The sequence below is a fragment of the Brevundimonas sp. FV1ye4L genome (assembly GCF_058681255.1).
On sequence record NZ_CM178734.1, the window covers coordinates 2116571 to 2140195 of the forward strand.

A 23625-nucleotide genomic window follows, 5' to 3' on the forward strand; every position below is an offset into this window, starting at 1 on the left:
CAGCGACCCCAGCCCCGGGGTCAGACAGGTGTTCGGCGTATCAACGCACGTCGGTCCATGAACGGCTCAACATCACGGCGCAATTGATGATGCCGACCAGGGAATAGGTCTGGGGGTAGTTGCCCCAGAGCTCGCCATCCTCGACCGAGATGTCCTCGCTCAGCAACCCCGCATGGGTGCGCCGCGCCAGCATCTCCTCGAAGATGGCCCGCGCCTCCTCGACCCGGCCGTTCTGGTGCAGGGCCTCGATGAACCAGAAGGTGCAGAAGTTGAAGGCGGTTTCCGGTTCGCCGAAATCGTCAGGCTCGACATAGCGGAACAGGAAGGGCCCCTTTTTCAGGTCGCGCTCGATGGCGTCGAAGGTCGCCACCTGGCGGGGATCAAGGGCGTCGAGAAAGCCGAGGTCCGTCAGTTGAAGCAGGGAGGCGTCCAGTTCACGCCCGCCGAAGCTGGCAGCGAACCGCCCCTCGTCCGGGAGGAAGGTCTCGGCCTCGATCCGCTCGCGGATGGCGGCGGCCCGCTGACGCCAGACCTCGCCTCGTCCCGTCAGGCCCAGATGATCCGCCGCCTTGGCCAGGCGATCACACGCCGCCCAACACATGACCGACGAATAGGTGTGGACGCGGGCGATGGTGCGGAACTCCCACAGGCCGGCGTCGGTCTGATCGTGCATGGCGAAGGCCCGCTCGCCGACCTTCTCCAGGGCGTGGAAATCCGCGATCGTGCCGGGACGCAGCAGCCGTTGATCGTAGAAGGCCTGGACCAGCGGAAGCACGATCTGTCCGTACACGTCATGCTGCAGATGCTCATGCGCCTGATTGCCGATCCGCACCGGCTTCATGCCGCGATAGCCCTCGACCGTATCGACAATGCTTTCGCCGATTCCGGGCTCCAGACCCACGCCATAAACCGGCTGCACATGTCCCCCGGCCGAGTCATCGACCAGATTGCGCAGATAGCCCAGATAGTTCTCCAGGATATCGACCGCGCCCAGCCGGTTCAGCGCCCGCACGGTGTAATAGGCGTCGCGGATCCAGCAGTAGCGATAATCCCAGTTGCGCCCGCTCTCCTTGAACTCGGGCACCGAGGTGGTCATGGCGGCGACGATGGCCCCCGTCTCTTCATACGCGCAGAGCTTCAGGGTGATGGCCGCCCGGATCACCGCCTCCTGATAGTCCAGCGGCAGATACAGTTTGCGCACCCAGTCCTGCCAGTAGGCGACCGTGCGATCCAGGGCCGCCTGGACGCCCGGGCCGACATCCTGATCATAGCCCTCGTCCGGGCCGAAGAAGAAGGCGTGCGCCCGCTCCAGCCGGAAGACCCGCTCTTCCAGCACATGCGACACGGGGCAGTCCGTGGTCAGGCGGAAGGTGACGTCCGGACACATGAAGCGGATATGGTTCGATCCCGAGGTGCAAGGCGCCGGCCGAGCGCCCCAGTCTGCAGACGGGCGCAGCCGTATGCGTATCCGCGGCGTCCCCTGCAAAGGCCGCACGATGCGGCCGAAGGCGAGCGGCCGATAGGTGCGCGAATGTTTGGGGTGACGGGGCGCGAAATCGATGATCTCGACCGCAGCTCCATCCTCCGCCGTCAGAACGGTCCGCAGCACCGGCGTATTGCGGACATAGGCCTGGCTGACATGTTTCAGCCCCTCCAGCTCGACGGCCCAATAGCCGTGATCCGGCGCCTCGCCGTTCATCAAGGCCGAAAAGACCGGATCGCCGTCCACACGCGGGGCGCAGGCCCAGACGAACCGGCCCTGACGGTCGATCAGGGCGCTGATGGCGCAGTTGCCGATAGGGAAGAGGTCGAGATTGGGTTTCATCGGATCAGGCCTCCGCCACGGCTTCGAGCCAGGACAGGACGGCGTCGACGTCTTCCAACCGATAGCGGGCGGCGGTTTCGCGTTCAGGCCCCACCAGCACCCCATAGCCCCCCAGAGCAGCGGCGGCTTCGAACCCATGTTCGTCGGTCAAATCATCGCCCAGCATGACGGGGATCGCCCCCTTGAACGGGTCGTCCTGCATGAAGGCCGTCACGGCCGTGCCCTTGTCCGCGCCGGGCGTCTTGAGCTCCAGCACCATATGGCCGGGCTGCAGGCTCAGGCCGGTTTCAGCTTGGAGGCGCTGGGCCAGCGCCAATGCGGCGGCTGTCTGATCCGCCGCTTGTCGGTAGTGCAGACCGGCGGACACGCCCTTGTCCTCGACGATCACGCCGGGCCGGTCGGCCGCGAAGGCCTGAAACGCCGTCAAGGCCGCGGCGACGCCGGCGTCAGCGGCCTCGCGCTGGATCGAACCGTCCTTGAGCCGGCGCTCCAGCCCGTGCACGCCGGACGCCGAGGTCAGGGCCGAGCCCGAAATCCGGTCGATCTCGACGATAGTGCGCCCGCTGACGATAGCAACCCGACCCGCCAACCGCGCTTCGACGGCCTTCAGCGCTGCAGTGCGGCGCGCAACCGGCACGACTTCGTCGGGTGTCGGCGCCATAGGGGCGAGCACCCCGTCCATATCGAGGAACAGGGCCACCCCGTCTGCAAGGACAGGCGGCGTAGGCAACAGCAGCGCGGCGGCTCCGGCGTGAGACGGCATGTGAGTTCGGACTCTTTCTTGGCTTCCCCAGCGCCCTTAACGCGCCAGTGCGGCAAAGGTTGACCCGAAAGCGACAAAGTCGTCTGAAAGGTGGTGTTGCGCGCGGCCTTGGGATGGGGCAGATCGCGCGCCTCGAACCAAGGAGAGCCCGGACACGGGCCTGTCAGACCATGACCGAGACCGTCCATTCGTCCCCCGAAGACATCGCCGTAATGACCGACCGCGCCCGCGAGGTCCTGCGGCTGAACATCGAGGCGCTGGAGGCGCTGGAGCGGACGATCGACGTTTCCCTGGCCCGCGCCGTCGACGTGATCATGAGCCGGCCGGGCTATGTGGTCGTCACCGGCATGGGCAAGTCGGGCCATATCGGCGGCAAGATCGCCGCCACCCTGGCCTCGACCGGCACCAACGCCTTCTTCGTCCATCCCGCCGAGATGAGCCACGGCGACCTGGGCATGCTGCGGCCAGACGTCACCGTGCTGGCCATTTCCAACTCGGGCGAGAGCCGCGAACTGCGGGATCCGCTGATCTATTGCCAAAGGAACGGCATCCCGGTCATCGCCATCACCCAGCGTCCCGCCAGCTTCCTGGGCCGCAACGCCGCCGTCTGCCTGACGATGCCCAGCGTGGCCGAAGCCTGCCCCAACGGCCTGGCACCGACGACCTCGACCCTGATGACCCTGGCCCTGGGCGACGCCCTGGCCATGGTGCTGATGGATCGGCGCGAATTCAGCGCTCTCGACTTCGGCCTGCACCATCCCGGGGGCGCCTTGGGCATGAGCCTGCAGAGCGTGCGCGAATGGATGGGCGACAATGCCGCCGCCCCCGCCAGCGTGCCGCTGACCGCCACCTTCAGCGAGGTAGTCTCGGCCATCACCGAGGGCCGCAAGGGCGCCGTCGCCGTCTTGAGGGCGGACGGTTCGCTGGCAGGGATCGTCACCGACGGCGACCTGCGCCGCGCCTTCCAGCGCGACATCACCAACTTGAAGGCGGCCGACATCATGGGCCCCAATCCGATCACCGTCGAACCGGACGCCCGGATGAGCGACGTCGTCGACCTGCTGACCGCCAACAAGATCGCCAATCTGTTCGTGGTCGAGGAGGGACGCCCCACGGCGATCGTCCATATCGCGGAACTGATGCAGGCCGGCTACGTAGCCTGAGCGCCCGGTCATGCGTATCCTCTACGACGCCAGCCGGCTGATGAGCCGAGCCGACAGATCCGCCCCCACCGGGGTGGACCGGGTCTGTCTGGCCTATGCCGAATGGCTGCTGTCCCGGCCCGACGTGATCCTGATCCCGGTACGCGGCCGCAAGAACCGGCTTGTGACCGTCAAGGCCGACTGGTTCCGCCGCTGCGTCGCCGATCTGCGGAGCCGGTGGAACGGAGCAGGCGACGCCCAGGGCGACCTGGCGCATGAAGCACAACTGCTGGCCGCCCTCGCCGCCCCAGTCCGCCCCCGCGTCTCAGTCATCAGTCCCCCACCCGCTCCAACGGCGGACAAGCCTGCGGACAAAGGGCGGGTTCTGAAGCAGTTCTTCCACTCGCGCCACGTTGCGGCGCTGCCTGCGGCCGACCTGTATCTGAACGTGGGGCACACCACCCTGCACGACCCTACGGCGTTGCAGGATCTGGAGGCCGCGGGCGTCGAACGCGTCGTCCTGATCCACGACCTGATTCCCATCACCCATCCAGAGTTCTGTCGGCCTGGCGACGGCGACAAGCACCACGCCCGCGTCGCCAACACCCTGCGCCACGCCAGCCGGGTGATCGTCAACTCGGCCTATACCGAGCATGAGTTACGCGCCTTCGCCTCGCACGAAGGCCTGCCCCAGCCCCCCGTCCACGTGGCCCATCTGGGACTGGAGCCAGCCTTCGGAGCCGGCGAGGCCTTTTCGACGCCACGCCCCTATTTCGTGCATGTCGGCACGATCGAAGCACGCAAGAACCTCGCGCTTCTCCTCACCCTATGGCGGCGCTTGGAGGAACGGCTGGGCGGGCAGACCCCTTCGCTCGTTCTGGTCGGCCGCTATGGCTGGGAGAACGAGGCGGTGCTGGACCATCTGCAGCGATCGCCGAACCTCCGCGGAGTCGTCCACCAGGCCTCCAACTTGTCTGACATTCTACTCGCGCGACTGATGCGGGGCGCCCGCGCAGTTCTGGCGCCCTCCTCGGTCGAGGGGTTCGACCTGCCGGCGGTCGAGGCCCGCGCCATGGGCCTTGCGCTCATCGCCTCAGACATTCCGCCCCACCGCGAACTGACGCCAGAGGCGGAACTGATCGACCCTCTGGACGGTTTGGGCTGGCTGGCGGCGATCGAGCGCGCCGCCCTGAACCCGCCGCCAGGCCACACAGCCCGCGCCGCACCGTCCTGGCACGCCCATTTCGACATCGTCGCCCGCGCCATAGGGCTGGAGCCGACCTCGCCTCTGGCGGGCGTCTCCAAAGGCTTGTAATCAACCTGCGAACAAGGGCCGACCCGCTTCATGACTCGCACCATCCTGCCCCTCGCCATCGTCGCCATCCTGGGCGGTTGCTCCACCTTGCCGCGGGACGGGCCCTCCGGGGCTTCTATCGACGCGGGAGCCAGCACGGCCCAGACCCAGGGCAGCTACGCCCTGGTGCCGCTGACCTATGAGGTGACCGAGCGGATGAAGGCGGTCCCGCCCCAGTTCTTCGGCACCCTGGCTGCGGCGTCGAGCGAACAACCCGCTGATGTCATCGGCGTCGGCGACACCCTGGCCATTTCGATCTACGATCCTTCGGGCGCCCTGTTCGGCGGCCCACTGGGAAGCGGCTCTAGCGCCAGTCGCACGCAAACGACCCTGTCCGGCGGTTCCCAGGTCCTGCCCGGCGTCACCGTCGACCGCAGCGGCTCGGTCGCCGTGCCGTTCGCCGGCCAGGTGCGTGTCGAAGGTCTTACGGCGCCCCAGGCTGCGGCGGCCGTCCGCCGCGCCCTCGCAGGCAAGGTCGCCAATCCGCAGGTTCTGGTCGGCATCGCCGACAACGCCTCGAATACGGTCAATGTCTTCGGCGATGTGCGCCAGCCCGGTCGCGCGCCCCTGGGCGTCAACAGCGACCGCATCCTGGACGTGATCGCGGCGGCGGGCGGCTCGGCCCGTGAAACCGACGACTTGACCATCAGCATCCAGCGTGGCGGACAGACATTCACGGCGCCGATGACGGCCGTGACGACCGAGTTCGGCGAGAACGTGCGCCTCCAACGCGGCGATGTGATCAACGTCCAGTACAAGCCGCGTCGCTTCTCCACCTTCGGCGCCCTGAATGCGGTGACGCAGGTCGATATGCCGTCCGGCGTCATGACTCTGACCGGCGCCATGTCCAAGGTCGGCGGACTAAACACCAACACCGCCAACGCCCGTCGCGTTATGGTCTTCCGGTTCGAGCGTCCAGAGGTCGCGCAAGCCCTGGGCATCAACCAACCCGCCACCCCGCGGGGCGTGCCCGTGGTCTATGAGCTGAACTTCAACGAGGCGGCCAACGTCTTCGCGGCCACCAATATGCAGATCATGCCCGAAGATGTGATCTACGTACCCCTGGCGGGGGCAGCCGAGGCGAGGAAATTCTTCGAGTTCGTCCAGACTGTCACTCGCGTGGTCTATGACGTGTCAGTGACCAGCGCCATCAACGTCGACTGAGGTGCTGGGGCGCTGGCGGGCCGCACTGTCTAAACTGAGCGGCCCCGCACCGGGTCACCTTCGAAGGACGGACGACGATAGCGCGGCGTCTCCGTTCGATCGTCCGTCCGATTTCGAGCCATCAGCGCCAGACCCTCTGGAAATCGCGCTCGCCGAGATCGAGGCCGGCGCGCTGGAGGTCTATGCCCGCGCCGGACTGCCGACCGAGCCGGGTCACTATCGCAAGCCGCCCGGCACTGACGCCTGGACCTTAATCGCCGCCACTCTGCCGCCGGAGGCGCGCTTCGCTCTGACGCTGGAGCATCCACCGGAAAGGGGCTGGCGGTTCGCGCGACTGCAGGACCTGGGTGCGAGGTCAGACCGCCCCGATCTGCAAGCCGCCTCGCGCCTGTTGAACGACATTGCCGATCTTCGAACGGCGCGGCGCGGCGTTCTGACCGAGGATCATCTACTGGTCGCCATGGAGCTGGGCGGGGCCTGGCGGGCGCTCAGGGACTCCAAGGCCGTAAAGGCGACGCGGCTGACCCTGACGCCGCCAACAACGCCAAAGCCGCCTCGCGCCAAGCGCGACAAGACGCCCAAGCCGCGCTAGGAACGCCGCCTTCCCCGAACGCCAGAGCTTGCCCATGTCCGACGCGCCCGAATACCCGCCCGAAACCCCGCCTGTCGGCCGTATCATCGCCATGCCGGCCGACACCAACCCCGAAGGCGACATCTTCGGCGGCTGGCTGTTGGCCCAGATGGACGTGGCGGGCGCCACCCCGGCCTTCGAACTGGCCCAGGGCCGCTGCGCCACCGTGGCGCTGGACGGCATGGTGTTCCACCAGCCGGTCGCCGTCGGCGACGAAGTCAGCATCTACGCTGAGGTCATCGGCACCGGCCGCACCTCGATCCGCATCCACGTCGAGGCCTGGAAACGGTCGCGCGGTCAGCCGCTGGCCACCTCGGTGCGCGTGACCCAGGGCGTCTTCACCTATGTGGCCATCGACGAGAACCGCAAACCCCGCCCCCTCCCCGGCAAGGAATAGGCGGGGCCCTCAAGGTCTGGCGTCGTCCGGTTGACAGTGGCGCAGCCGGACCACCAAATGCTCAGGCCGTTTGGGGGGAACAGCATGGTCATCATCGCCGCCTATATCGCGGGTCTCTTTCTGATTCTGCGGGAGGGCGTTCCGTGGCTTAAAGCGCGAGCGTCCGGGGTCATCTACACACGCGGCCACCGACGCCATAAGGTGTTGCGCGCGGAAGAGCCGGAACGCTTCGCCGCCCTGGCCGCGAACCGGTTTCGAGCCATGGGCGTCGGCGCACTGGTTCTGGCGCTCGCCGTCGGCTGGACCGTTTGGAGCGTCTTCGGCGCCGCTTTGCAGGCGGCTGCTCCGCTGTAGAACAGCGTGCGACGCCTGGAAATCTTGACCTCGCGCCGGGGCGCGCCTACGTCCCGACCATGGCCCTCCGACGTATCCTCACCATCGACATACCCGCCGACCTGGCGATCCTGAAACAGGTGTCCAAGCCGGTTGCAGCCGTGGACGACGCTGTGCGTTCCCTGATGGACGACATGCTGGAGACCATGTACGCCGCGCCGGGCATCGGCCTGGCCGCCGTTCAGGTGGGCGCCCTGGACCGGGTCATCGTCATGGACCTGGGCGATCGCGACGGAACCGTCTGCGAAACCGAAGAGGAAGACACGCCGGAAGCCGCCGAAGCGCGCAAGAATCCGCGTTTCTTCGCCAATCCGGAGATCCTGTGGGCCTCGGACGAGCTCTACACCTACGAAGAGGGCTGCCTGTCGATCCCCGAGTATTTCGACAAGGTGGAACGCCCGGCCCGCGTCCGCATTCGCTATCTGAACCGTGACGGTCAGTCGGTGGAGGAAGAGGCTTCGGGCCTCTACGCCGTCTGCATCCAGCACGAGATGGACCACTTGAACGGCGTGCTCTTCATCGACCATCTGTCGCGGCTGAAGCGGGATCGCGCCGTGACCAAAGTCAAGAAGGCCGCCCGCGACAGGATCGCCGCCTGATGACCCGACGCCCCACTCGCCCCATCCGCCGCGGCCAGTCTCTGGTCATCGACACCCAAGGGCGACGTCGCCTGACCCGCAGCCAGAAGATCGGCGTCGCCGGGGTCGCGACCCTGGCCGGCGTCGCCCTGCTGGGCATGGTGGCGGGCCTGCTGCTGGACCGGCTGCTCGATTTCGACGACGCCCTGGACGCGGGCGGCGAGTGGGATGAGGGCGGCGGCGTCTTCACCCGCTGGCAGTAGGCGGCCTAAAGTTCTAAAGGCGTGCCCATGCGCCTTGCCTTCATGGGAACTCCCGACTTCGCCGTGCCGTCCTTGGCCGAGCTTCTCGCCTCGGGCCACGAGATCGTCGCCGTCTATTCGCAGCCGCCGCGCCCGAAGGGCCGGGGCCAGAAGCTGACGCCGTCGCCGGTTCACGCCTTCGCCGAAACCATGGGTCTGCCGGTCTTCACGCCCGAGAGCATGAAGTCGCCCGAGGCCGTCGCCGACTTCCAGAGCCTGGACCTCGACGCCGCCTGCGTCGTCGCCTACGGCCAGATCCTCAAGGCCGAGGTGCTGGATGCGCCCCGCCTCGGCTGTTTCAATCTTCATGGTTCGCTGCTGCCCCGCTGGCGCGGCGCCGCCCCGATCCAGCGCGCCATCATGGCCGGCGACGCCCAGACCGGCGTCCAGATCATGCAGATGGGCGTGGGCCTGGACGAAGGCCCCATCCTGCTGACCGAACTGATGGACATCCGCGCCGACGATACAGCCGCCACCTTGTCCGAACGCATGTCTCATGTCGGCGCCGGCCTGTGGCCCCGCGCCCTGGCCGCCATCGAGCGGGGCAGCGTCACCCCCTCGGATCAGGTCGGTGAACCGACCTATGCGAAGAAGATCACCCCCGCCGAGGCCCGGATCGACTGGACCCGTCCGGCGGCCGAGGTGGACGCCCATATCCGCGGCCTGTCGCCCTTCCCCGGTGCCTGGTTCGAGGCCCCGTCTGAGGCTGGCCCGGTTCGGGTCAAGGCCCTGCTGTCGGCCCTGGCGGACGGATCAGGCGCGCCCGGTGCGGCGCTGGACGACGCCCTGACTGTGGCCTGCGGGACCGGCGCCGTGCGCCTGATCCGGGTTCAGCGCGAGGGCAAGGCGGCGCAATCGACCGATGAGATGTTGCGCGGCTTCCCCCTGCCGGCAGGGACCGTGCTCGGCTGATGCCGCGCTACAAGCTGACCCTGGAATACGACGGCACGGCCTATAACGGCTTTCAGGCCCAGGCGGACCAGCCGACGGTCCAGGGCGCGGTCGAGGCCGCCATACTGGCTTTCTCCGGCGAGCATATCCGCATCGCTGCGGCGGGCCGCACCGACACCGGCGTCCATGCCACGGCCCAGGTGATCCATGCCGATCTGGAGCGGGACTGGCCGGTGGACACCGTCCTGAACGCCATCAACGCCCATCTGATCAAACAGGATGTCTGCGTCCTGTCGGCCGAATACGCGCCCGATCCCGACTGGCACGCGCGCTTCTCCGCCACCGGTCGGGGCTATCTGTACCGGATCCTGAACCGCCGCCCCCAGCCGGTGCTGGAGCGGGACCGGGTCTGGCACGTCAAGAAGAGCCTGAACGCCGAGGCCATGCACCATGCGGCCCAGGTCCTGGTCGGCCTGCACGACTTCACCACCTTCCGCGACGTGGGCTGCCAGTCCAAGTCGCCGGTCAAGACCCTGGACGTGGCCCGCGTCTCCCGCTTCGGCGAAGAGGTGCATCTGGTCTTCCAGGCCCGCAGTTTCCTGCACCGCCAGGTCCGGTCGATGGCCGGGACCCTGGTCGAGGTCGGGCTGGGCCGCTGGACCGCCCATGAGGTCAAGGCGGCGCTGGAGGCGAAGGACCGCGCCCGGTGCGGTCCCGTCGCCCCCTCGGCGGGGCTCTATCTCAGCGGCGTGCGCTACGACTGAACCCCGCCTGCGGACCGGTCAGCCGCGCTGCTGAACCAGCACCTCAGCGATCTGGACCGCGTTCAGAGCCGCGCCCTTCCTCAGATTGTCGTTCGAGACGAACAGGGCCAGGCCGTGCTCGACCGTGGGATCGGGACGCACCCGGCCGACGAAGACCGGATCCTGACCCGCAGCCTCCAGCGGGTTCGGCACGGCGGTGACGACCACGCCCGGCGCCTGGCCCAGCAGGTCCAGCGCCTGGGCCGCCGACAGAGCCCGCTCGAACTCGACATTGATCGACAGCGAGTGGCCGGTGAAGACCGGCACCCGCACGCAGGTGCCCGAGACCGGCAGGCCGGGGATTTCCAGGATCTTGCGGCTCTCGTCGCGCAGCTTCAGCTCCTCGTCGGTATAGCCGTCCTCGCCGAGCGTATAGTTCAGGGCCACCACGTTCGCGGCGATCGGCACGACCCACTTCTCGGGCGCGCCGAAGTCCACCGCCCCCCCGTCGCGGGCCAGGGCCGCGCCCTGCCCCACGGCCGCGCGCGCCTGATCCTCCAGCACCCGAATGCCCTCAACCCCGCCGCCCGACACCGCCTGATAGGTCGAGACCGTCAGACGCTTCAGCCCCGCCGCGCCGTGCAGGGGCTTCAGCACCGGCATGGCGGCCATGGTGGTGCAGTTGGGGTTGGCGATGATTCCCTTGGGCAGGTGCGCCAGGGCGTGGGGGTTCACCTCGGCGACCACCAGCGGCACTTGCGGGTCGCTGCGCCAGGCGGAGGAGTTGTCGATCACCACCGCCCCGGCGGCCGCCACCTTGGGCGCCAGGGCCCTGGACGTATCGCCGCCGGCCGAGAAGAAGACGATGTCCAGACCGGCGTAGTCGGCGGTCGCCGCATCCTCGACCACGATGTCGGTCTCGCCGAAGCGGACCGTCTTACCCGCCGACCGGGCCGAGGCGAACAGGCGCAGCGAGGCCAGCGGGAAGTTCCGCTCGGCCAGCAGGCCGCGCATCATCTCGCCGACGAGGCCGGTGGCGCCGACGATACCGACGTGGGGGGGATTGGACGGGGAAAAGGACATTCAGGCGTCTCCTGGAAGGATGGAGGCGCGGGGTTCAGCCGGATCGACCGCCCCGCGCGTCGGCGGGGCTTGGGATCGGGGTTCGGCGCTTCAGACCTCGCGCACACCCGAAACCGCCCCGCCGAAGCCGGTGGTTTTCGAGGTAATCGCTTTGGTCATGGGGCGGGTCACGGCGACGCTCTCTAAGGGCAAGGATCATCCCTGTAAACAGGCGTTTGGCGATAAGACCGGCGCAGCGCGCAGTTTTGACGGCTCGACACGCAAAAATCGGTCGCCTTCGGCCTGAAGCCATGGGGCGCCTGTCCGGCCGGGCGGGTGGTTGGCAAGCCTTGTCAATTGTCGCGGGGCGGCGGGAGATTTCAGACGTTGTGGCGAAAAAACAGAGTCTGAATAGTATGAATTGTCTGAAATCGGGGCGGGACGAAATTGAACTGCACCCTCGAAAACGGTGCAATGTGCAAAAGAGTGCAATTAGGCGGGCCTCCCTTCGATATCGACGGGCGGGAGTATAGGCCCGCTGGAAGGCATGGTTGGTTGGAGGCCGAATCTTTCAGTCAGGCGACTGTTTTGCTGACGGAATATTTTCAGAATTAGGATGGCTGCCCACGCTGGGCCTACCCAATATCCGCAACGGGTGGATCGCGGACCTCGGACCTGGCCACACCAGTCAACAGAAGCGCGCCAGAGACGGCAGCGAGGCCGAAGGTGCAGCAATCCCCCTTCTCGCCAGAGGCTTGGCGAAGAGGACCCTGCGCTCAAGTGCTTGCCGCGGCGCGGAATTTCGAAGCTCAGCCTCCCCGAGCCGCATCAGTGCCGGCGCAAGCGCGCGTAAAGATCCAAAAAAGTACTTGTACCGTACGGTACAACATTGTACCAAACGGTACACGCCAGCGAGCCTTCAGGGGGTCAAAGGCGTCACCGCACTTTCCTAGCCACCCTTCCCGTTACGGCCCTCGCGACCCCCGCGCTTGCCAAGACCATTCAAACCTCGAAAGGAAATCAAATGTCGCGACCTCCGCTGCCCCCGTTCACCCACGAAACCGCTGTTGAAAAGGTCCGTCTGGCCGAAGATGGCTGGAACACCCGCGATTCGGCCAAAGTCGCCCTAGCCTACACGCTTGACACTCGCTGGCGGAACCGTGTCGAGTTCGCGGTCAACCGGGATCAGGCCCAGGCGTTCCTGGAGCGCAAGTGGAACAAGGAACACGAATATCGGCTCATCAAGGAGCTGTGGGCGTTCACCGGCAACCGTATTGCCGTGCGCTACGCCTACGAGTATCGCGATGACGCCGGACAATGGTTCCGAGCCCACGGAAACGAAAACTGGCTCTTCGCCGAAGACGGACTGATGTCGAACCGCCACGCCAGCATCAACGAGATGCCGATCGAGGAGTCGGAGCGCCTGTTCTTCTGGCCACTCGGCCGCCGTCCGGACGACCACGCTTCTCTGAGCGACCTGGGCCTGTGAGTTCCAAGCGCGCCCTCACTGATCGCGAAAGCGCCTTGCCGGCGCTGGCGGAAGCCTTTCGCGAGCACGGGTTCGAGGGCGCGACCTTGGCGTCTCTGTCAAAGGCGACCGGCCTCGGCAAAGGCAGCCTCTACAACTTCTTTCCCGGCGGGAAGGAAGAGATGATGGAGGCCGTCCTGGAAAACATCGACGGTTGGTTCGCCAACACGATCTTTTCGCCGCTGGAACAGGCTGTTGATCCAGCGGCGGCGATCACGGCGATGTTTGACGACGTAACCACCTATTTCCGATCCGGAAGAAGGGTGTGCGTCGTTGGAAGCCTCGGGCTGAACTCCGCTGGTGAGGCGTTCTCGGTCAAAGTGAAGGAATACTTCGCTCGCTGGATCTCAGCCTTGGCCCACTGTCTAGAAGTGGGAGGGGCGCCGCCAGCTTTGGCCTTGGATCTCGCTGAAGAGGCGGTTTCTGGAATACAGGGCGCCATCGTCCTGGCAAGGGCGCTTGGTGACGACGCGAGCTTCCAACGGATTGTTCGCCGTCTCCAATCAACCTTGCTCGATGCGATCGGCCGCTCCGGCTGACGTCCCTACTCCGCCCGGCGCTCGGACAGCTCGACGGTGGAAACTGAACGTCCGCTCTGGCTGGTGGGACCAATTGATCGCCGCTCGGCGAACGTCCAGCCTCCCGCGGTTTCCGCAGGGCGGCCCTCACAAATCCAGATGCAGGAACTGGCTGAACTCATTCGCCTCGTATCCGGCGAAGGGTCCGCCATCCACGAAGCCGCGCCGGCGGTACAGGACCAGGGCCGGTTCGAAGGCGTCGCCGCGGCCGGTTTCCAGACTCAGCCGTTTCACGCCTGAGGCCCGCGCAGTCTCGATGATCTGTTCCAGCAGCACCGCCGCCACGCCGCGCCGCAGATGGTCGGGGTGGGTGCGCATCGACTTCACCTCGGCCTGGTCTGCGTCGATCAGCTTCAAGGCGCCGATGCCGGCCAGGGCCTCGCCATCCCAGGCGCTCCACACCGTGACGTTCGGCTGAAGCAGGCCAGTCAGGTCCAGGGCGTTGACGTGACAGGCCGGAGAATTGGCGTGCATGCCCGACAGGTGGAAGGCCAGCAGGGCGCGCACCGCCTCCCCGCTCAGATCATCCACCCGCAGGGCGAACATGGGCTCAGACCTTGGACAGGATCAGCGTGCCGTTGGTGCCGCCGAAGCCGAAGCTGTTGGACATGACGTGGGTCAGTTCGCCCTCGTGGCGCTGACGCAGGATCGGCATGCCCTCGAAGGCCGGATCGAGGGTCTCGATATGGGCGCTCTCGGCCGCAAAACCGTTCTGCATCATCAGCAGGCAGTAGATGGCTTCCTGCGCGCCCGCCGCGCCGAGCGAGTGGCCCGTCAACGACTTGGTCGAGGAGATCATCGGCATCTGGTCGCCGAAGACGGCGCGCACCGCCTCCATCTCCTTGGAGTCGCCGACCGGGGTCGAGGTGCCGTGCGGGTTCAGATAGTCGATCTTCGGATTGCCGGCCTGTTCCAGCGCGATCTTCATGCAGCGCTGGGCGCCCTCGCCCGAGGGGGCGACCATGTCGTAGCCGTCGGAATTGGCGCCATAGCCGGTGACTTCGGCCAGAATGGTCGCGCCGCGCGCCTTGGCCCGCTCGTATTCCTCCAGCACCACGATGCCGGCGCCGCCGGCGATGACGAAGCCGTCGCGGTTGACGTCATAGGCGCGCGAGGCGACCGAGGGGGTCTCGTTGAAGTCCGAGGACATGGCGCCCATGGCGTCGAACATGTTGGACATGGACCAGTCGATGTCCTCGCAGCCGCCGGCGAAAACCACGTCCTGCTTGCCCCACTGGATCTGTTCGACCCCGGCGCCGATGCAATGGGCGCTGGTCGCGCAGGCCGAGCTGATCGAATAGTTGACGCCGCGCATCTGGAACCAGGTCGACAGCACCGCCGACGGGCCGGACGCCATGGCTTTCGGCACCGCGAACGGGCCGATCCGCTTGGGCGAGCCTCGCTCGATGGTCGTGGCCGCCGCCTGCAGGATCACCTGGGTCGAGGGGCCGCCCTCGCCGACGATCAGGCCGATTCGGTCGTCCTTGATCTCGTCGGCGGTCATGCCCGACGATTTCAGCGCCTCTTCAAAAGCGATATGCGCCCAGGCGGTGCCGTTGGCCAGGAAGCGGGCGGCGCGACGGTCGACCAGTTCTTCCCACGGGCCGATCTTGGGCGGGGCCCAGACCTGGCTGCGGAAGCCGTATTTGGCGTGATCGGGGGCATGGACGACGCCCGAACGGGCTTCGCGCAGGGACTGAGTCACCTCTTCGGCGCCGTGGCCGATGGAAGAGACGATGCCCAGGCCGGTGACGACGACACGACGCATAGTGTTTCCTTCTTAAGCTTCTCGACCCGGGGGTCTTCCGCGCTGTCCGCGGTTATATAGGGGTTTAGGCGCCCGCCTGCTCGTCCTTGGCGGCGCCAAAGAGTCCTACCCGCATGTCGTTGCAGGTGTAGATCACCTCGCCGTCGGCCTCCAGCACGCCGTCGGCGATGCCCATCACCAGTTTGCGATTGATGACCCGCTTCAGGTTGATCTTGTAGACCACCTTCTTGATGTCCGGGGTGACCTGACCCGTGAACTTGACCTCGCCGACGCCCAGGGCGCGACCGCGGCCGGGGCCGCCGATCCAGCCCAGATAGAAGCCGACCAGCTGCCACATGGCGTCCAGGCCCAGGCAGCCGGGCATGACCGGGTCGCCGATGAAGTGGCACTGGAAGAACCAGAGCTCGGGATTGATGTCGAGCTCGGCCTCGACATAGCCCTTGCCGTGGGCGCCGCCGTCGGCCGAGATCTGGGTGATCCGGTCGAACATCAGCATCGGCGGGGCGGGCAGTTGGGCGTTGCCGGGACCGAACAGTTCGCCGCGCCCGGAGGCCAGAAGGGCCTCGTGGTCGAAGGACGAGGGGTATTGGGACTGGGTCAAAGCGGTTCCGTCTGGTCTGCTGTTGCCTGCGGGTTACACGACCGGGCCGCTTCGCTCAACACCGAGGCTGATCAGGCGTCAGTCCCGCCCGGTCCCGGCGGGGCGATTGGCGTTGCACAGGGCCCTCTGCTGGGTTCCGAACACCGCCCGTTCCTGGATCCAGCCGCGCAGGCGACGCGCCCGCACCCGGCACCAGCCCTCTTCGCACTCGTCCAGCGACACCAGCGAGCGGGGCGAAAGCCGCGCCCGCACGGCCGAGGCCTGGGACTTGCCGGCGTGGATCATCACCTCTTCGGGCGAGGTGTTCAGCACATAGCGACGGCCCGAGGAGACGGTGCGATGGATCCAGGCGACCGCGCCGTCCGAGTCGCAGACCTTGCGCCATTCCGTCGTCTCCGCGATCACCTGCACCGGCAGGCCGGCGGCGCGGTATTCCCACAGGATCGGATAGTCCAGCCCCGGCCCCTGGCGGGCGCGGACGTGCGAGGACTTCAGCGAGATCCAGCGCGGCACCTCCAGCCCCGACGGGGTGGGCCGCCCATCGGGCATGGTCGCGCCCGCGCCGGCCATCACGCCCACGCCCAGAACGGCGAGGGCGACGGCGATGCGGCGTCGCAGGCTTTGGAAGATGGCGGCGGCTTTGCTAGACACTGAGGAAACGACCCGTCGTGCGGGCTTCGATCCTGAACCGTCGCCCGCTAACCAAGGCCCGCAATGTCCGTTCGCAAGCTTAAGGTCGTATTAACCAGACGCCTGCCCGACGCGGTCGAAACGCGGATGCGCGAGCTTTTCGACGCCGAGCTGAACCTGAAGGATCAGCCGATGGACCGGGCGGCGCTTCAGGCGGCGGTTCAGCGGGCCGAGGTTCTGGTGCCGACCATCACCGACGTCATCGACGCCGACCTGATCAACGGCGCCGGCGACCAGCTGAAGATGATCGCCAATTTCGGCGCCGGGGTGGACCATATCGACATCGACGCGGCCGTGGCGCGCGGGATCATCGTCACCAACACCCCCGGCGTCCTGACCGAGGACACCGCCGACCTGGCCATGAGCCTGATCCTGGCCGTCAGCCGCCGCATCGTCGAGGGCGCCCAGGTGGTGGCCGAAGGGCGGTTCGAGGGCTGGACCCCGACCTGGATGTGCGGCCGCAAACTGTGGGGCAAGCGGCTGGGCATCGTCGGCATGGGCCGGATCGGCCAGGCCCTGGCCCGGCGCGCCAAGGCTTTTGGGCTTCAGGTCCATTACCACAACCGCAAACCCGTCTCGGCCCTGATCGAGGAAGAACTGGGCGCCACCTACTGGGACGATCTGGACCAGATGCTGGCGCGGATGGACGTGGTCTCGCTGAACTGCCCGGCGACCAAGGACACCCATCACCTGCTGTCGGCGGAACGGCTGGCCAAGCTTCAGCCCCACGCCATCCTGATCAACACCGCGCGCGGCGAACTGATCGACGAGGCGGCCCTGTCTCAAGCCGTGGCGACGCGGTCTTTGTCCGGCGTCGGCCTGGACGTGTTCGAGAACGAGCCCGCCATCCACCCCGGCCTGCTGGGCCAGCCGAACGTCGTGCTCCTGCCCCACCTGGGCTCGGCGACGCTGGAGGCGCGCCAGGACATGGGCGACCGGGTCATCGCCAATGTCATGACCTACCAGAACGGCCACCGCCCGCCGGACCGGGTCATTCCGGCGATGCTTTAGGTCGGCGACGCCTTAGGGCGCGGCCAGCAGCCGCTCGGCGGCGTCGGGATATTTCTGTGCCAGCCGCGCGGCCCAATCGGCCTTCATCGGCAAATGGGTGCGAACCTCGCGGACGCGGCGCTCGACCAGGGCGGCGGCCTCGCGGTGGGCGGGCCAGTCCATCAGGAAGCCAAGAGCGCTCTTGAAATCGGGATGGGTCGCGGCGTGGGCCAGGGCGCGGTCCAGGGCCTCGACATCGTCGAAATCGGGCAGCCGGGCGAGATAGTCCCGTAACGCCGGCGCCGACAGGTCGCGTTCGAACATCGCCCAGCGCAGATCCTGGGCCTCGGCCTTGCGCCCCTCGGCGTCGAGCAGGTCGATGGAGGCCGCTTCCCAGGCGGGGGTCAGGGGCGGAGGGCCCGCCGCGGGCGACCGACCGAAGGTGAAACGCCGGTTCGCCGCCGACGGCTTTAACGCCGCCTCCAGGGCCTGGCGCGCCTCGGCGATCCGACCGGCGGCCAGCAGCCGCCGCGCCGCCGCCGCCGCGAAGTCCGGCGAGCCCTGTTCGTCCGGTGTGACCAAGGACAGCCACAGATCCAGATCCTCGGCCCGGTCCGCCAGTCGCCGGATCGCCGTGCGCGCGCCGCGGACGCCCGAACTGGTGTCCAGCCCCGCCAGCACGGCCCGCGCCAGCTCCGGGCTCAGGGCCTCGCCCGCCGCGCCGATCCAGCGGGCGTAGTCGAGCGGATGGCGTTCGATCGCGGCGGCCAGACTTTCCATCGCCGCCGGATCCATGAGGGCTGTCTGGGCGACCGTCCAAAGCTCGGGCGCCGCCGCCTCGAACGCCGCCGTCATCTCGCCGCGCGGATCCTTGACCCGCAGCGTCAGCCCACGAAACAGATCGAACCAGGCGATCATCCGGTCCAGCCCGGCCACAGGCGCTCGCGGCGCCAGATCGTCCACCACCGCGCGGCGCAACATGTCGAGGTCGCGCAGCAGGTCCGGCCGTTTGCGCCAGGACACCCGCGCCCGCGCCCCCGCCAGAGCCGTCAGCCGCTTGTCCAGTTCCACCGTCAGGGGCTCGACTCCCGCCTCGGCCGCCAGCACCAGCCGCAGACGACGCTTCAGCAAGGCGTCGCCGTCCGCCGCCTGTATCAGCAGATCGCCCAGCCGATCCGCCCCCAGGGACGCCAGGCTGGCGGCGTTCAGACGTTTGGGCGAGGCGGGACGTCGGGCCATCGGGTCTCCTTTCACAAGTCTGTCGGACCGGACTCACACGGCTGTCGAAAACCACGGGCAGGGGAGGAACCGCCGCGAGCGAGCTTCGTTTCCGGCGACCTGTCTGAGGAAGCGTGCGTTGGACTCCTACTATTGTATCGTCAACCTGCCGGGCGTTCCGGTGCGTGACATCTGTGTTCTGGGCGCGAGCGACGACTCGGCGGCGAATCAGGCTCTGGCCGAGCTCGCCCGGACCTGGGTCGGGTTCGAGACCCTTTATCTGTACTGCGGCGAGCGGCTGGTGACGGTGCTCAGCAACCCCGCCCTGGGCTTCGCCCCGCCCCTCCCGGATCTGGATCTGGATCTGGCCGACGTCCGCTTCGCCACGGCCGCCTGAGCGTCAACCGCCGCAAACCGGGCAATGGGGGTCGGCCGTCACCCGCACCGTCCGCGCCGTCGCCGCCAGACCGTCGTACAGCATCAGCCGCCCGGCCAGGGCCTCGCCCGCCCCGGTGATCAGCTTGACGGTCTCCAAGGCCGCCATCGAGCCGACCACGCCCGCCAGGGCGCCGACCACGCCGACACGGGCGCAGGTCTCGGCGTCCGGCGGAACCTCGGGGACCAGGCACTGGTAACAGGGGCGACCGGCGAACACCCCCACCTGGCCGCTCCATCGCCCCAGCGCGCCGGACACCAGGGGCTTGGCGGCCGCCACACAGGCGGCGTTGACGATCAGCCGGGTCTCGAAATCGTCGGTCCCGTCCAGGACGATGTCGAAGCCGTCGATCCGCTCCGCCGCATTGGCCGGCGTCAGCCGTTCGGCGAAGGTCTGGATCGTCACATGGGGGTTCAACTGGCCCAGGCGGGCGGCGGCGGCCTCGACCTTCGGCCGGCCGGTCTCCGGCGTGGAAAAGAGAATCTGGCGCTGAAGGTTCGACAGGCCCACGACGTCGTCGTCGATCAGACCCAGGGTCCCCACCCCCGCCGCCGCCAGATACAGGGCGGCCGGCGCCCCCACGCCCCCGACGCCGACGATCAGGACCCGCGCGCGTTTCAGCGCCTGCTGCCCCGGTCCGCCAATCTCGGACAGGACCAGATGCCGCGCATAGCGTTCGACTTCGTCTTCGGAGAAAACCATGGCTCCATCTAGCGACGCGGAGCCCTTCACGCGAGGCCTACGGATCGATGAAGCCTAGGCGTTGGCGGCCATCGCGCGGCTGGTGTCGACCAGGATGCGCTTGGCCTGATCCGGAACCGACGGATCGACCAGCGATCCCTTCAGCAACCGGCCCAGCGCCGGCGGCGCGTCGGCCTGAGCCATGGCACGGTCGGGGAAGAGGCGTTCCGTAATCGGGATGTCAGCCAGGATCTGGATATTGGCGTGCCGCCGATCGGCCCGCAGCCGGCCCATCAATCGGTCCAGATCGACGCGGGCGCCCTCGATGGCCTGAAAAAACCGGCCTTCGTGACGCATCAGCACGCCGGTCAGATGGTCCCTGCGGTTGTTCCGGTCGGAGGCGCCGATGATGTCGATCAAGGGCAACAAACCTACGCCGGCGTCGCCGACGGCGTCGCTGACATAGACGATACGGAACAAACTCATTGATTACTCATACGCTTTACGACCGAAGATCGATCCTTACCCGTAAAGCGAGCAGGTTAACGAAACACGCAGAACAGGCGGTCACGCGGCGCAGGCCGACACCCTCAGCCGGTCGCACGACAGCAGGCGTTCCAGCCCCTCGACGGCGACGTCCTCGAGCCGCCGTCCGCGCAGATACTCCGCCGCCTGTTCGGGCGACAGGGCGCACAGGCGAACCGGCTCGTTGATACGGCGCTGAACGATCGGCCGATCCGACAGGATCCGCATCGCCCGATGCCGGGGATCGGCGAGAAGCCGCTTCACCAGCCGATCGAGGTCGGCGCGCATGCCCTCGAGCAGGACCGCCGCCTGACCCTCGTAAAACATCATGGCGCTGCCGATGGCGTCGCGCCGGTTGTTGTGCTCGGACGCGCCGAGAATATCGACCACGCTCCCGGCCGAACGACCGATGGCGCCGACCGTTTCGCTCACAATAAGAACCCGATAGAGCAAATCTCTATCCCCGATTTCGCGTGTTATTGGTGAATTTTCTTACTTTACGCTGATAACTTAGGTCAAAATATGACACCGGTATCCGACATTGCGCCTGACTTGATCCCGGCGCGCCGTCACGCCATCTGGCCATCATGACCCAATCCAACTTCCCCGACTGGCACGGCACCACAATCCTGGCGGTCCGCAGGAACGGCCGCACCGTCATCGCCGGCGACGGCCAGGTCTCGATGGGACCGACCATCGTCAAGGGCGCGGCGCGCAAGGTGCGCACCCTGGCCGGCGGCAAGGTGCTGGCCGGTTTCGCCGGCGCCACCGCCGACGCCTTCACCCTGATCGAACGGCTGGAGGCCAAGCTGGAACAATATCCGGACCAGCTGGCGCGCGCCTGCGTCGACCTGGCCAAGGACTGGCGCACCGACCGCTATCTGCGTCGGCTGGAGGCCATGCTTCTGGTGGCGGACAAGTCGTCGATCTTCACCGTCACCGGGGTCGGCGACGTGCTGGAGCCGGAACACGGCGTCGCCGCCGTCGGCTCAGGCGGCAACTACGCCCTTTCGGCCGCCCGCGCCCTGATCGAGGAAACCGACCTGGACGCCGAGGCCGTCGCCCGCAAGGCCATGAAGATCGCCGCCGAGATCTGCGTCTATACGAACGGCAATCTGACGGTGGAGACGCTGGAGGGGTGAAATCGGATGGTTAGCGGAAGGCTCTACGCTTGATACCTCGCCTCCCAAAATGATCGGGCTGCGTGTACGCTTCTTCAGAATGATGCGGCTGGGATCGCGTTATGAAGGGGCGGCCAGGGAGGGGGTATGGCGACGCGTTTTGGATATGACATGGTCACGCCGATCAACGTGGTCAGCGTTTTGATCGTGATTGCTGCATTCGGATACATGTCCTCGCAGAAAGAGATTTCGCGCTATGCGTATGAGTCTCTTAGGGAGTTCGTACTGTTGGTCGTAGGGTTTGCGATGGCGGCTTTCGCAATAGCCCAGATCACCCTGGCCTTGCCCAATCGTCGCCACGCGTTTCAAGGACTCCGTGATGAGACTTTGCCGATATTTGCGATCGGCGTAGCCTTGGCGGCCTTGAGCTTGTTTTTGGAAGCGCTGCGAAAGCGGCGGACCATAAGTCGGGAAGTAGAGGACAGGCAGTAACCGTCTGCCATGCGCGTCCGCTGAATCCGATCGGCGAGTTGCGGCGGTCCGTCGGTTGGCTTAAGCGCGCGCCATGACCGAAGACGCCCCCATTCGACCCCTCGCCCGCAATCCGCGCGGTTTCGCCGACAAGCGCGGCCGCGACCTGACCGCCGAGCGCCGCATCGTGGCGCGCGTGTCGGAGGTCTATGAGCGCTGGGGCTTCGAGCCGCTGGAGACGCCGGCCTTCGAATACGCCGACGCCCTGGGCAAATTCCTGCCCGACGCCGACCGGCCCAACGAGGGGGTCTTCGCGCTTCAGGACGATGCGGGCTCGGACGAGCCGGGCGAATGGATGGCCCTGCGTTACGACCACACCGCGCCCCTGGCCCGTTTCGCGGCCCAGACCTGGGAGACCCTGCCCAAGCCCTTCCGCCGCTACGCCTATGGTCCGGTGTGGCGTAACGAGAAGCCGGGCCCCGGCCGGTTCCGCGAGTTCTGGCAGTGCGACGCCGACACCGTGGGTTCCGACCGGCCCGAGGCCGACGCCGAGATCATCGCCATGGCCTGCGAAGGCCTGGGCGCCGCCGGTCTGGACGCGGGCCAGGCCCAGATCCGCGTCTCGAACCGCAAACTGTTCGACGGCCTGTTTGACGCCGGCGGCGTGACCGAGGCGGGCCAGCGGCTGACGGCGCTGCGGGCCATCGACAAGTTCGACCGGCTGGGCTGGGAGGGCGTGGTCCAACTGCTGGGCGAAGGACGGCTGGACGAGTCCGGCGACTATACCAAGGGGGCGAACCTGCCGGCCAAGGTGACCGGCGCCATCGAGGCCTTCCTAGCCTCGGCCAATACGCCGGGCCTGTCGCGGGCCGAGACCCTGGACGCGGTCGCGCGCTCGGGCGACCTGGGCGCGGCGGGCGAGGCGGCGCTGAACGAGCTGGCGGCCATCGACCGGGCCTTGGGCGCCATGAAGGTCGGCCAGGAGGCCGTTAAGTTCGATCCCACCATCGTGCGCGGCCTGGAATACTATACCGGCGCCGTGTTCGAGGCCGAGCTGCTGCTGGACACGATGGACGACAAGGGGCGGCCGGTGCGGTTCGGCTCCATCGGCGGCGGCGGCCGCTATGACGACCTGGTGGCGCGCTTCACCGGACAGAGCGTGCCGGCGACCGGCTTCTCCTTCGGCGTCTCGCGCCTGGCCTCGGCCCTGCGCGCGGCGGGACGCGGCGGCGACTACGCGGTGCGTGGCCCGGTCGTCGTCATCGTCTTTTCTGAGGACGACATGGGTCACTATCTGGCCGCAGTCGCCGAGCTGCGGGCCGCTGGAATTGCGGCGGAACTGTATCTGGGCCGGGCGGGCATGAAGGCGCAGATGAAATACGCCGACCGGCGCGGATCGCCCGCCGTCGTCATCCTGGGCGGGGACGAGATCGCCGCCGGCGAGGTCACCATCAAGGATCTGGACGCCGGTCGGGCCGCCGCTGCGGCCATTGCCGACAATGACGCCTGGAAGGCCGAGCGGCCGGGCCAGATGAAGATCGGCCGCGCCGACATGGTTTCCGCCATTCGAGCCATTATCGAATAAGCTTCGATAAATAAGTCTGTCTGGTAACAGTTATCGGCGATAAGTCGAAGAAAGTTCGATTCACCGCCACAAGCCCGTTGACGACCCCGGCCCGGTTGCGTCAAATGAACTCACTCGAGGGCAAGCGTTGCTCAAGCGCGCAGCACTCGAAGGCGTTTCGGGGAGGAAACGTCCGCTCTTCAAAGAGC

At 67.3% G+C, this 23625-nt stretch carries 28 protein-coding genes; 17 read left to right on the plus strand and 11 right to left on the minus strand.

The genetic code is table 11. The features are described from left to right. Nucleotides 1-40: 40 nt before the first annotated feature. Together ACW17X_RS10225 and otsB are read right to left on the minus strand one after the other, a co-directional pair. On the minus strand, nucleotides 41-1825 hold the full coding sequence (locus tag ACW17X_RS10225; protein ID WP_492097093.1) for a glycoside hydrolase family 15 protein: 1785 nt from the start codon (nucleotides 1823-1825) through the stop codon (nucleotides 41-43). A gap of 4 nt (nucleotides 1826-1829) precedes the next feature. Beyond that, on the minus strand, nucleotides 1830-2588 hold the full coding sequence (gene otsB, locus ACW17X_RS10230; protein WP_492097095.1) for a trehalose-phosphatase: 759 nt from the start codon (nucleotides 2586-2588) through the stop codon (nucleotides 1830-1832). 170 nt (nucleotides 2589-2758) lie between these two features. On the opposite strand from otsB, the gene ACW17X_RS10235 reads away from it, so the two are divergent. The 10 genes from ACW17X_RS10235 (at nucleotide 2759) to truA (ending at nucleotide 10204) form a co-directional block, all read left to right on the plus strand. Continuing rightward, nucleotides 2759-3751: a KpsF/GutQ family sugar-phosphate isomerase gene (locus ACW17X_RS10235; RefSeq protein WP_492088706.1), complete on the plus strand. Its 993-nt coding sequence runs from the start codon at nucleotides 2759-2761 to the stop codon at nucleotides 3749-3751. A 10-nt stretch (nucleotides 3752-3761) separates the two neighbouring features. Then, the gene (locus ACW17X_RS10240; protein WP_492097097.1) at nucleotides 3762-5045 is read left to right on the plus strand and encodes a glycosyltransferase family 4 protein; all 1284 of its coding nucleotides are present in this window, start codon (nucleotides 3762-3764) and stop codon (nucleotides 5043-5045) included. Nucleotides 5046-5075: 30 nt separating this feature from the next. Beyond that, a complete protein-coding gene (locus tag ACW17X_RS10245) occupies nucleotides 5076-6248 on the plus strand; it encodes a polysaccharide biosynthesis/export family protein (protein WP_492097099.1) in 1173 nt (390 codons plus the stop codon). Between the two features lies 1 nt (nucleotide 6249). Next, nucleotides 6250-6840, plus strand: a complete 591-nt coding sequence (locus tag ACW17X_RS10250) for a hypothetical protein (protein ID WP_492097101.1) — start codon at nucleotides 6250-6252, stop codon at nucleotides 6838-6840. Nucleotides 6841-6874: 34 nt separating this feature from the next. Continuing rightward, complete coding sequence (locus tag ACW17X_RS10255) at nucleotides 6875-7276, plus strand: acyl-CoA thioesterase (protein ID WP_271165442.1); 402 nt, start codon at nucleotides 6875-6877, stop codon at nucleotides 7274-7276. An 84-nt stretch (nucleotides 7277-7360) separates the two neighbouring features. Beyond that, the gene (locus ACW17X_RS10260) at nucleotides 7361-7630 is read left to right on the plus strand and encodes a hypothetical protein (protein ID WP_492097103.1); all 270 of its coding nucleotides are present in this window, start codon (nucleotides 7361-7363) and stop codon (nucleotides 7628-7630) included. Nucleotides 7631-7689: 59 nt separating this feature from the next. Next, nucleotides 7690-8268 (plus strand): peptide deformylase, encoded by a 579-nt coding sequence (gene def, locus ACW17X_RS10265; protein WP_492097105.1) that lies wholly within the window; start codon nucleotides 7690-7692, stop codon nucleotides 8266-8268. Continuing rightward, entirely contained in the window at nucleotides 8268-8510 is a 243-nt protein-coding gene (locus tag ACW17X_RS10270; protein ID WP_492097107.1) for a hypothetical protein, read from the plus strand. The genes def and ACW17X_RS10270 overlap by 1 nt, the downstream gene beginning before the upstream one ends. Nucleotides 8511-8537: 27 nt before the next feature. After that, entirely contained in the window at nucleotides 8538-9461 is a 924-nt protein-coding gene (gene fmt / locus ACW17X_RS10275) for a methionyl-tRNA formyltransferase (RefSeq protein ID WP_492097109.1), read from the plus strand. Then, nucleotides 9461-10204 carry a tRNA pseudouridine(38-40) synthase TruA gene (truA, locus tag ACW17X_RS10280; RefSeq protein ID WP_492097111.1) on the plus strand — a complete coding sequence of 248 codons (744 nt, stop codon included), beginning with the start codon at nucleotides 9461-9463 and terminating at the stop codon, nucleotides 10202-10204. Before fmt ends, truA begins: the two co-directional genes overlap by 1 nt. An 18-nt stretch (nucleotides 10205-10222) precedes the next feature. On the opposite strand, the gene ACW17X_RS10285 is transcribed toward truA, so the two are convergent. Further along, a complete protein-coding gene (locus tag ACW17X_RS10285) occupies nucleotides 10223-11266 on the minus strand; it encodes an aspartate-semialdehyde dehydrogenase (RefSeq protein WP_492097113.1) in 1044 nt (347 codons plus the stop codon). 1003 nt (nucleotides 11267-12269) lie between these two features. Between ACW17X_RS10285 and ACW17X_RS10290 the strand changes: the two genes are divergently transcribed. Together ACW17X_RS10290 and ACW17X_RS10295 are read left to right on the plus strand one after the other, a co-directional pair. Next, a complete protein-coding gene (locus tag ACW17X_RS10290) occupies nucleotides 12270-12734 on the plus strand; it encodes a nuclear transport factor 2 family protein (protein WP_492097115.1) in 465 nt (154 codons plus the stop codon). Beyond that, a complete protein-coding gene (locus ACW17X_RS10295) occupies nucleotides 12731-13312 on the plus strand; it encodes a TetR/AcrR family transcriptional regulator (protein WP_492097117.1) in 582 nt (193 codons plus the stop codon). The genes ACW17X_RS10290 and ACW17X_RS10295 overlap by 4 nt, the downstream gene beginning before the upstream one ends. Nucleotides 13313-13438: 126 nt before the next feature. On the opposite strand, the gene ACW17X_RS10300 is transcribed toward ACW17X_RS10295, so the two are convergent. From ACW17X_RS10300 to ACW17X_RS10315, 4 genes are all read right to left on the minus strand, one after another. Further along, nucleotides 13439-13897 carry a GNAT family N-acetyltransferase gene (locus ACW17X_RS10300; protein ID WP_492097119.1) on the minus strand — a complete coding sequence of 153 codons (459 nt, stop codon included), beginning with the start codon at nucleotides 13895-13897 and terminating at the stop codon, nucleotides 13439-13441. A gap of 4 nt (nucleotides 13898-13901) precedes the next feature. Further along, nucleotides 13902-15119, minus strand: coding sequence for a beta-ketoacyl-ACP synthase I (fabB, locus tag ACW17X_RS10305; RefSeq protein WP_492097121.1), 1218 nt, complete (start codon nucleotides 15117-15119; stop codon nucleotides 13902-13904). A gap of 64 nt (nucleotides 15120-15183) precedes the next feature. After that, nucleotides 15184-15720, minus strand: coding sequence for a 3-hydroxyacyl-[acyl-carrier-protein] dehydratase FabA (gene fabA / locus ACW17X_RS10310; RefSeq protein ID WP_008263519.1), 537 nt, complete (start codon nucleotides 15718-15720; stop codon nucleotides 15184-15186). Between the two features lie 78 nt (nucleotides 15721-15798). Further along, the gene (locus tag ACW17X_RS10315; protein ID WP_492097123.1) at nucleotides 15799-16371 is read right to left on the minus strand and encodes an SH3 domain-containing protein; all 573 of its coding nucleotides are present in this window, start codon (nucleotides 16369-16371) and stop codon (nucleotides 15799-15801) included. Between the two features lie 63 nt (nucleotides 16372-16434). Here ACW17X_RS10315 and ACW17X_RS10320 point away from each other — a divergent pair, with 63 nt between their 5' ends. Further along, complete coding sequence (locus ACW17X_RS10320; protein ID WP_492097125.1) at nucleotides 16435-17421, plus strand: 2-hydroxyacid dehydrogenase; 987 nt, start codon at nucleotides 16435-16437, stop codon at nucleotides 17419-17421. 12 nt (nucleotides 17422-17433) lie between these two features. On the opposite strand, the gene ACW17X_RS10325 is transcribed toward ACW17X_RS10320, so the two are convergent. Beyond that, on the minus strand, nucleotides 17434-18639 hold the full coding sequence (locus tag ACW17X_RS10325; RefSeq protein ID WP_492097126.1) for a DUF6880 family protein: 1206 nt from the start codon (nucleotides 18637-18639) through the stop codon (nucleotides 17434-17436). Nucleotides 18640-18757: 118 nt separating this feature from the next. Here ACW17X_RS10325 and ACW17X_RS10330 point away from each other — a divergent pair, with 118 nt between their 5' ends. After that, on the plus strand, nucleotides 18758-19015 hold the full coding sequence (locus tag ACW17X_RS10330) for a hypothetical protein (RefSeq protein WP_492097128.1): 258 nt from the start codon (nucleotides 18758-18760) through the stop codon (nucleotides 19013-19015). Nucleotides 19016-19018: 3 nt separating this feature from the next. Here the strand turns inward: ACW17X_RS10330 and ACW17X_RS10335 are convergent, their stop codons facing one another. From ACW17X_RS10335 to ACW17X_RS10345, 3 genes are all read right to left on the minus strand, one after another. Beyond that, nucleotides 19019-19756 (minus strand): HesA/MoeB/ThiF family protein, encoded by a 738-nt coding sequence (locus ACW17X_RS10335; RefSeq protein ID WP_492097129.1) that lies wholly within the window; start codon nucleotides 19754-19756, stop codon nucleotides 19019-19021. Between the two features lie 54 nt (nucleotides 19757-19810). Beyond that, nucleotides 19811-20221, minus strand: coding sequence for a BLUF domain-containing protein (locus tag ACW17X_RS10340; RefSeq protein WP_492097131.1), 411 nt, complete (start codon nucleotides 20219-20221; stop codon nucleotides 19811-19813). Between the two features lie 81 nt (nucleotides 20222-20302). After that, nucleotides 20303-20713, minus strand: a complete 411-nt coding sequence (locus tag ACW17X_RS10345) for a BLUF domain-containing protein (protein WP_492097133.1) — start codon at nucleotides 20711-20713, stop codon at nucleotides 20303-20305. Nucleotides 20714-20847: 134 nt separating this feature from the next. Between ACW17X_RS10345 and hslV the strand changes: the two genes are divergently transcribed. The 3 genes from hslV to hisS all read left to right on the plus strand — a co-directional run bounded on the left by hslV (nucleotide 20848) and on the right by hisS (nucleotide 23437). After that, complete coding sequence (hslV, locus tag ACW17X_RS10350) at nucleotides 20848-21402, plus strand: ATP-dependent protease subunit HslV (RefSeq protein WP_492097134.1); 555 nt, start codon at nucleotides 20848-20850, stop codon at nucleotides 21400-21402. Nucleotides 21403-21528: 126 nt separating this feature from the next. Continuing rightward, complete coding sequence (locus ACW17X_RS10355; RefSeq protein ID WP_492097136.1) at nucleotides 21529-21873, plus strand: hypothetical protein; 345 nt, start codon at nucleotides 21529-21531, stop codon at nucleotides 21871-21873. A 73-nt stretch (nucleotides 21874-21946) separates the two neighbouring features. Next, on the plus strand, nucleotides 21947-23437 hold the full coding sequence (gene hisS, locus ACW17X_RS10360; RefSeq protein WP_492097138.1) for a histidine--tRNA ligase: 1491 nt from the start codon (nucleotides 21947-21949) through the stop codon (nucleotides 23435-23437). The last annotated feature ends 188 nt before the right edge of the window (nucleotides 23438-23625 follow it).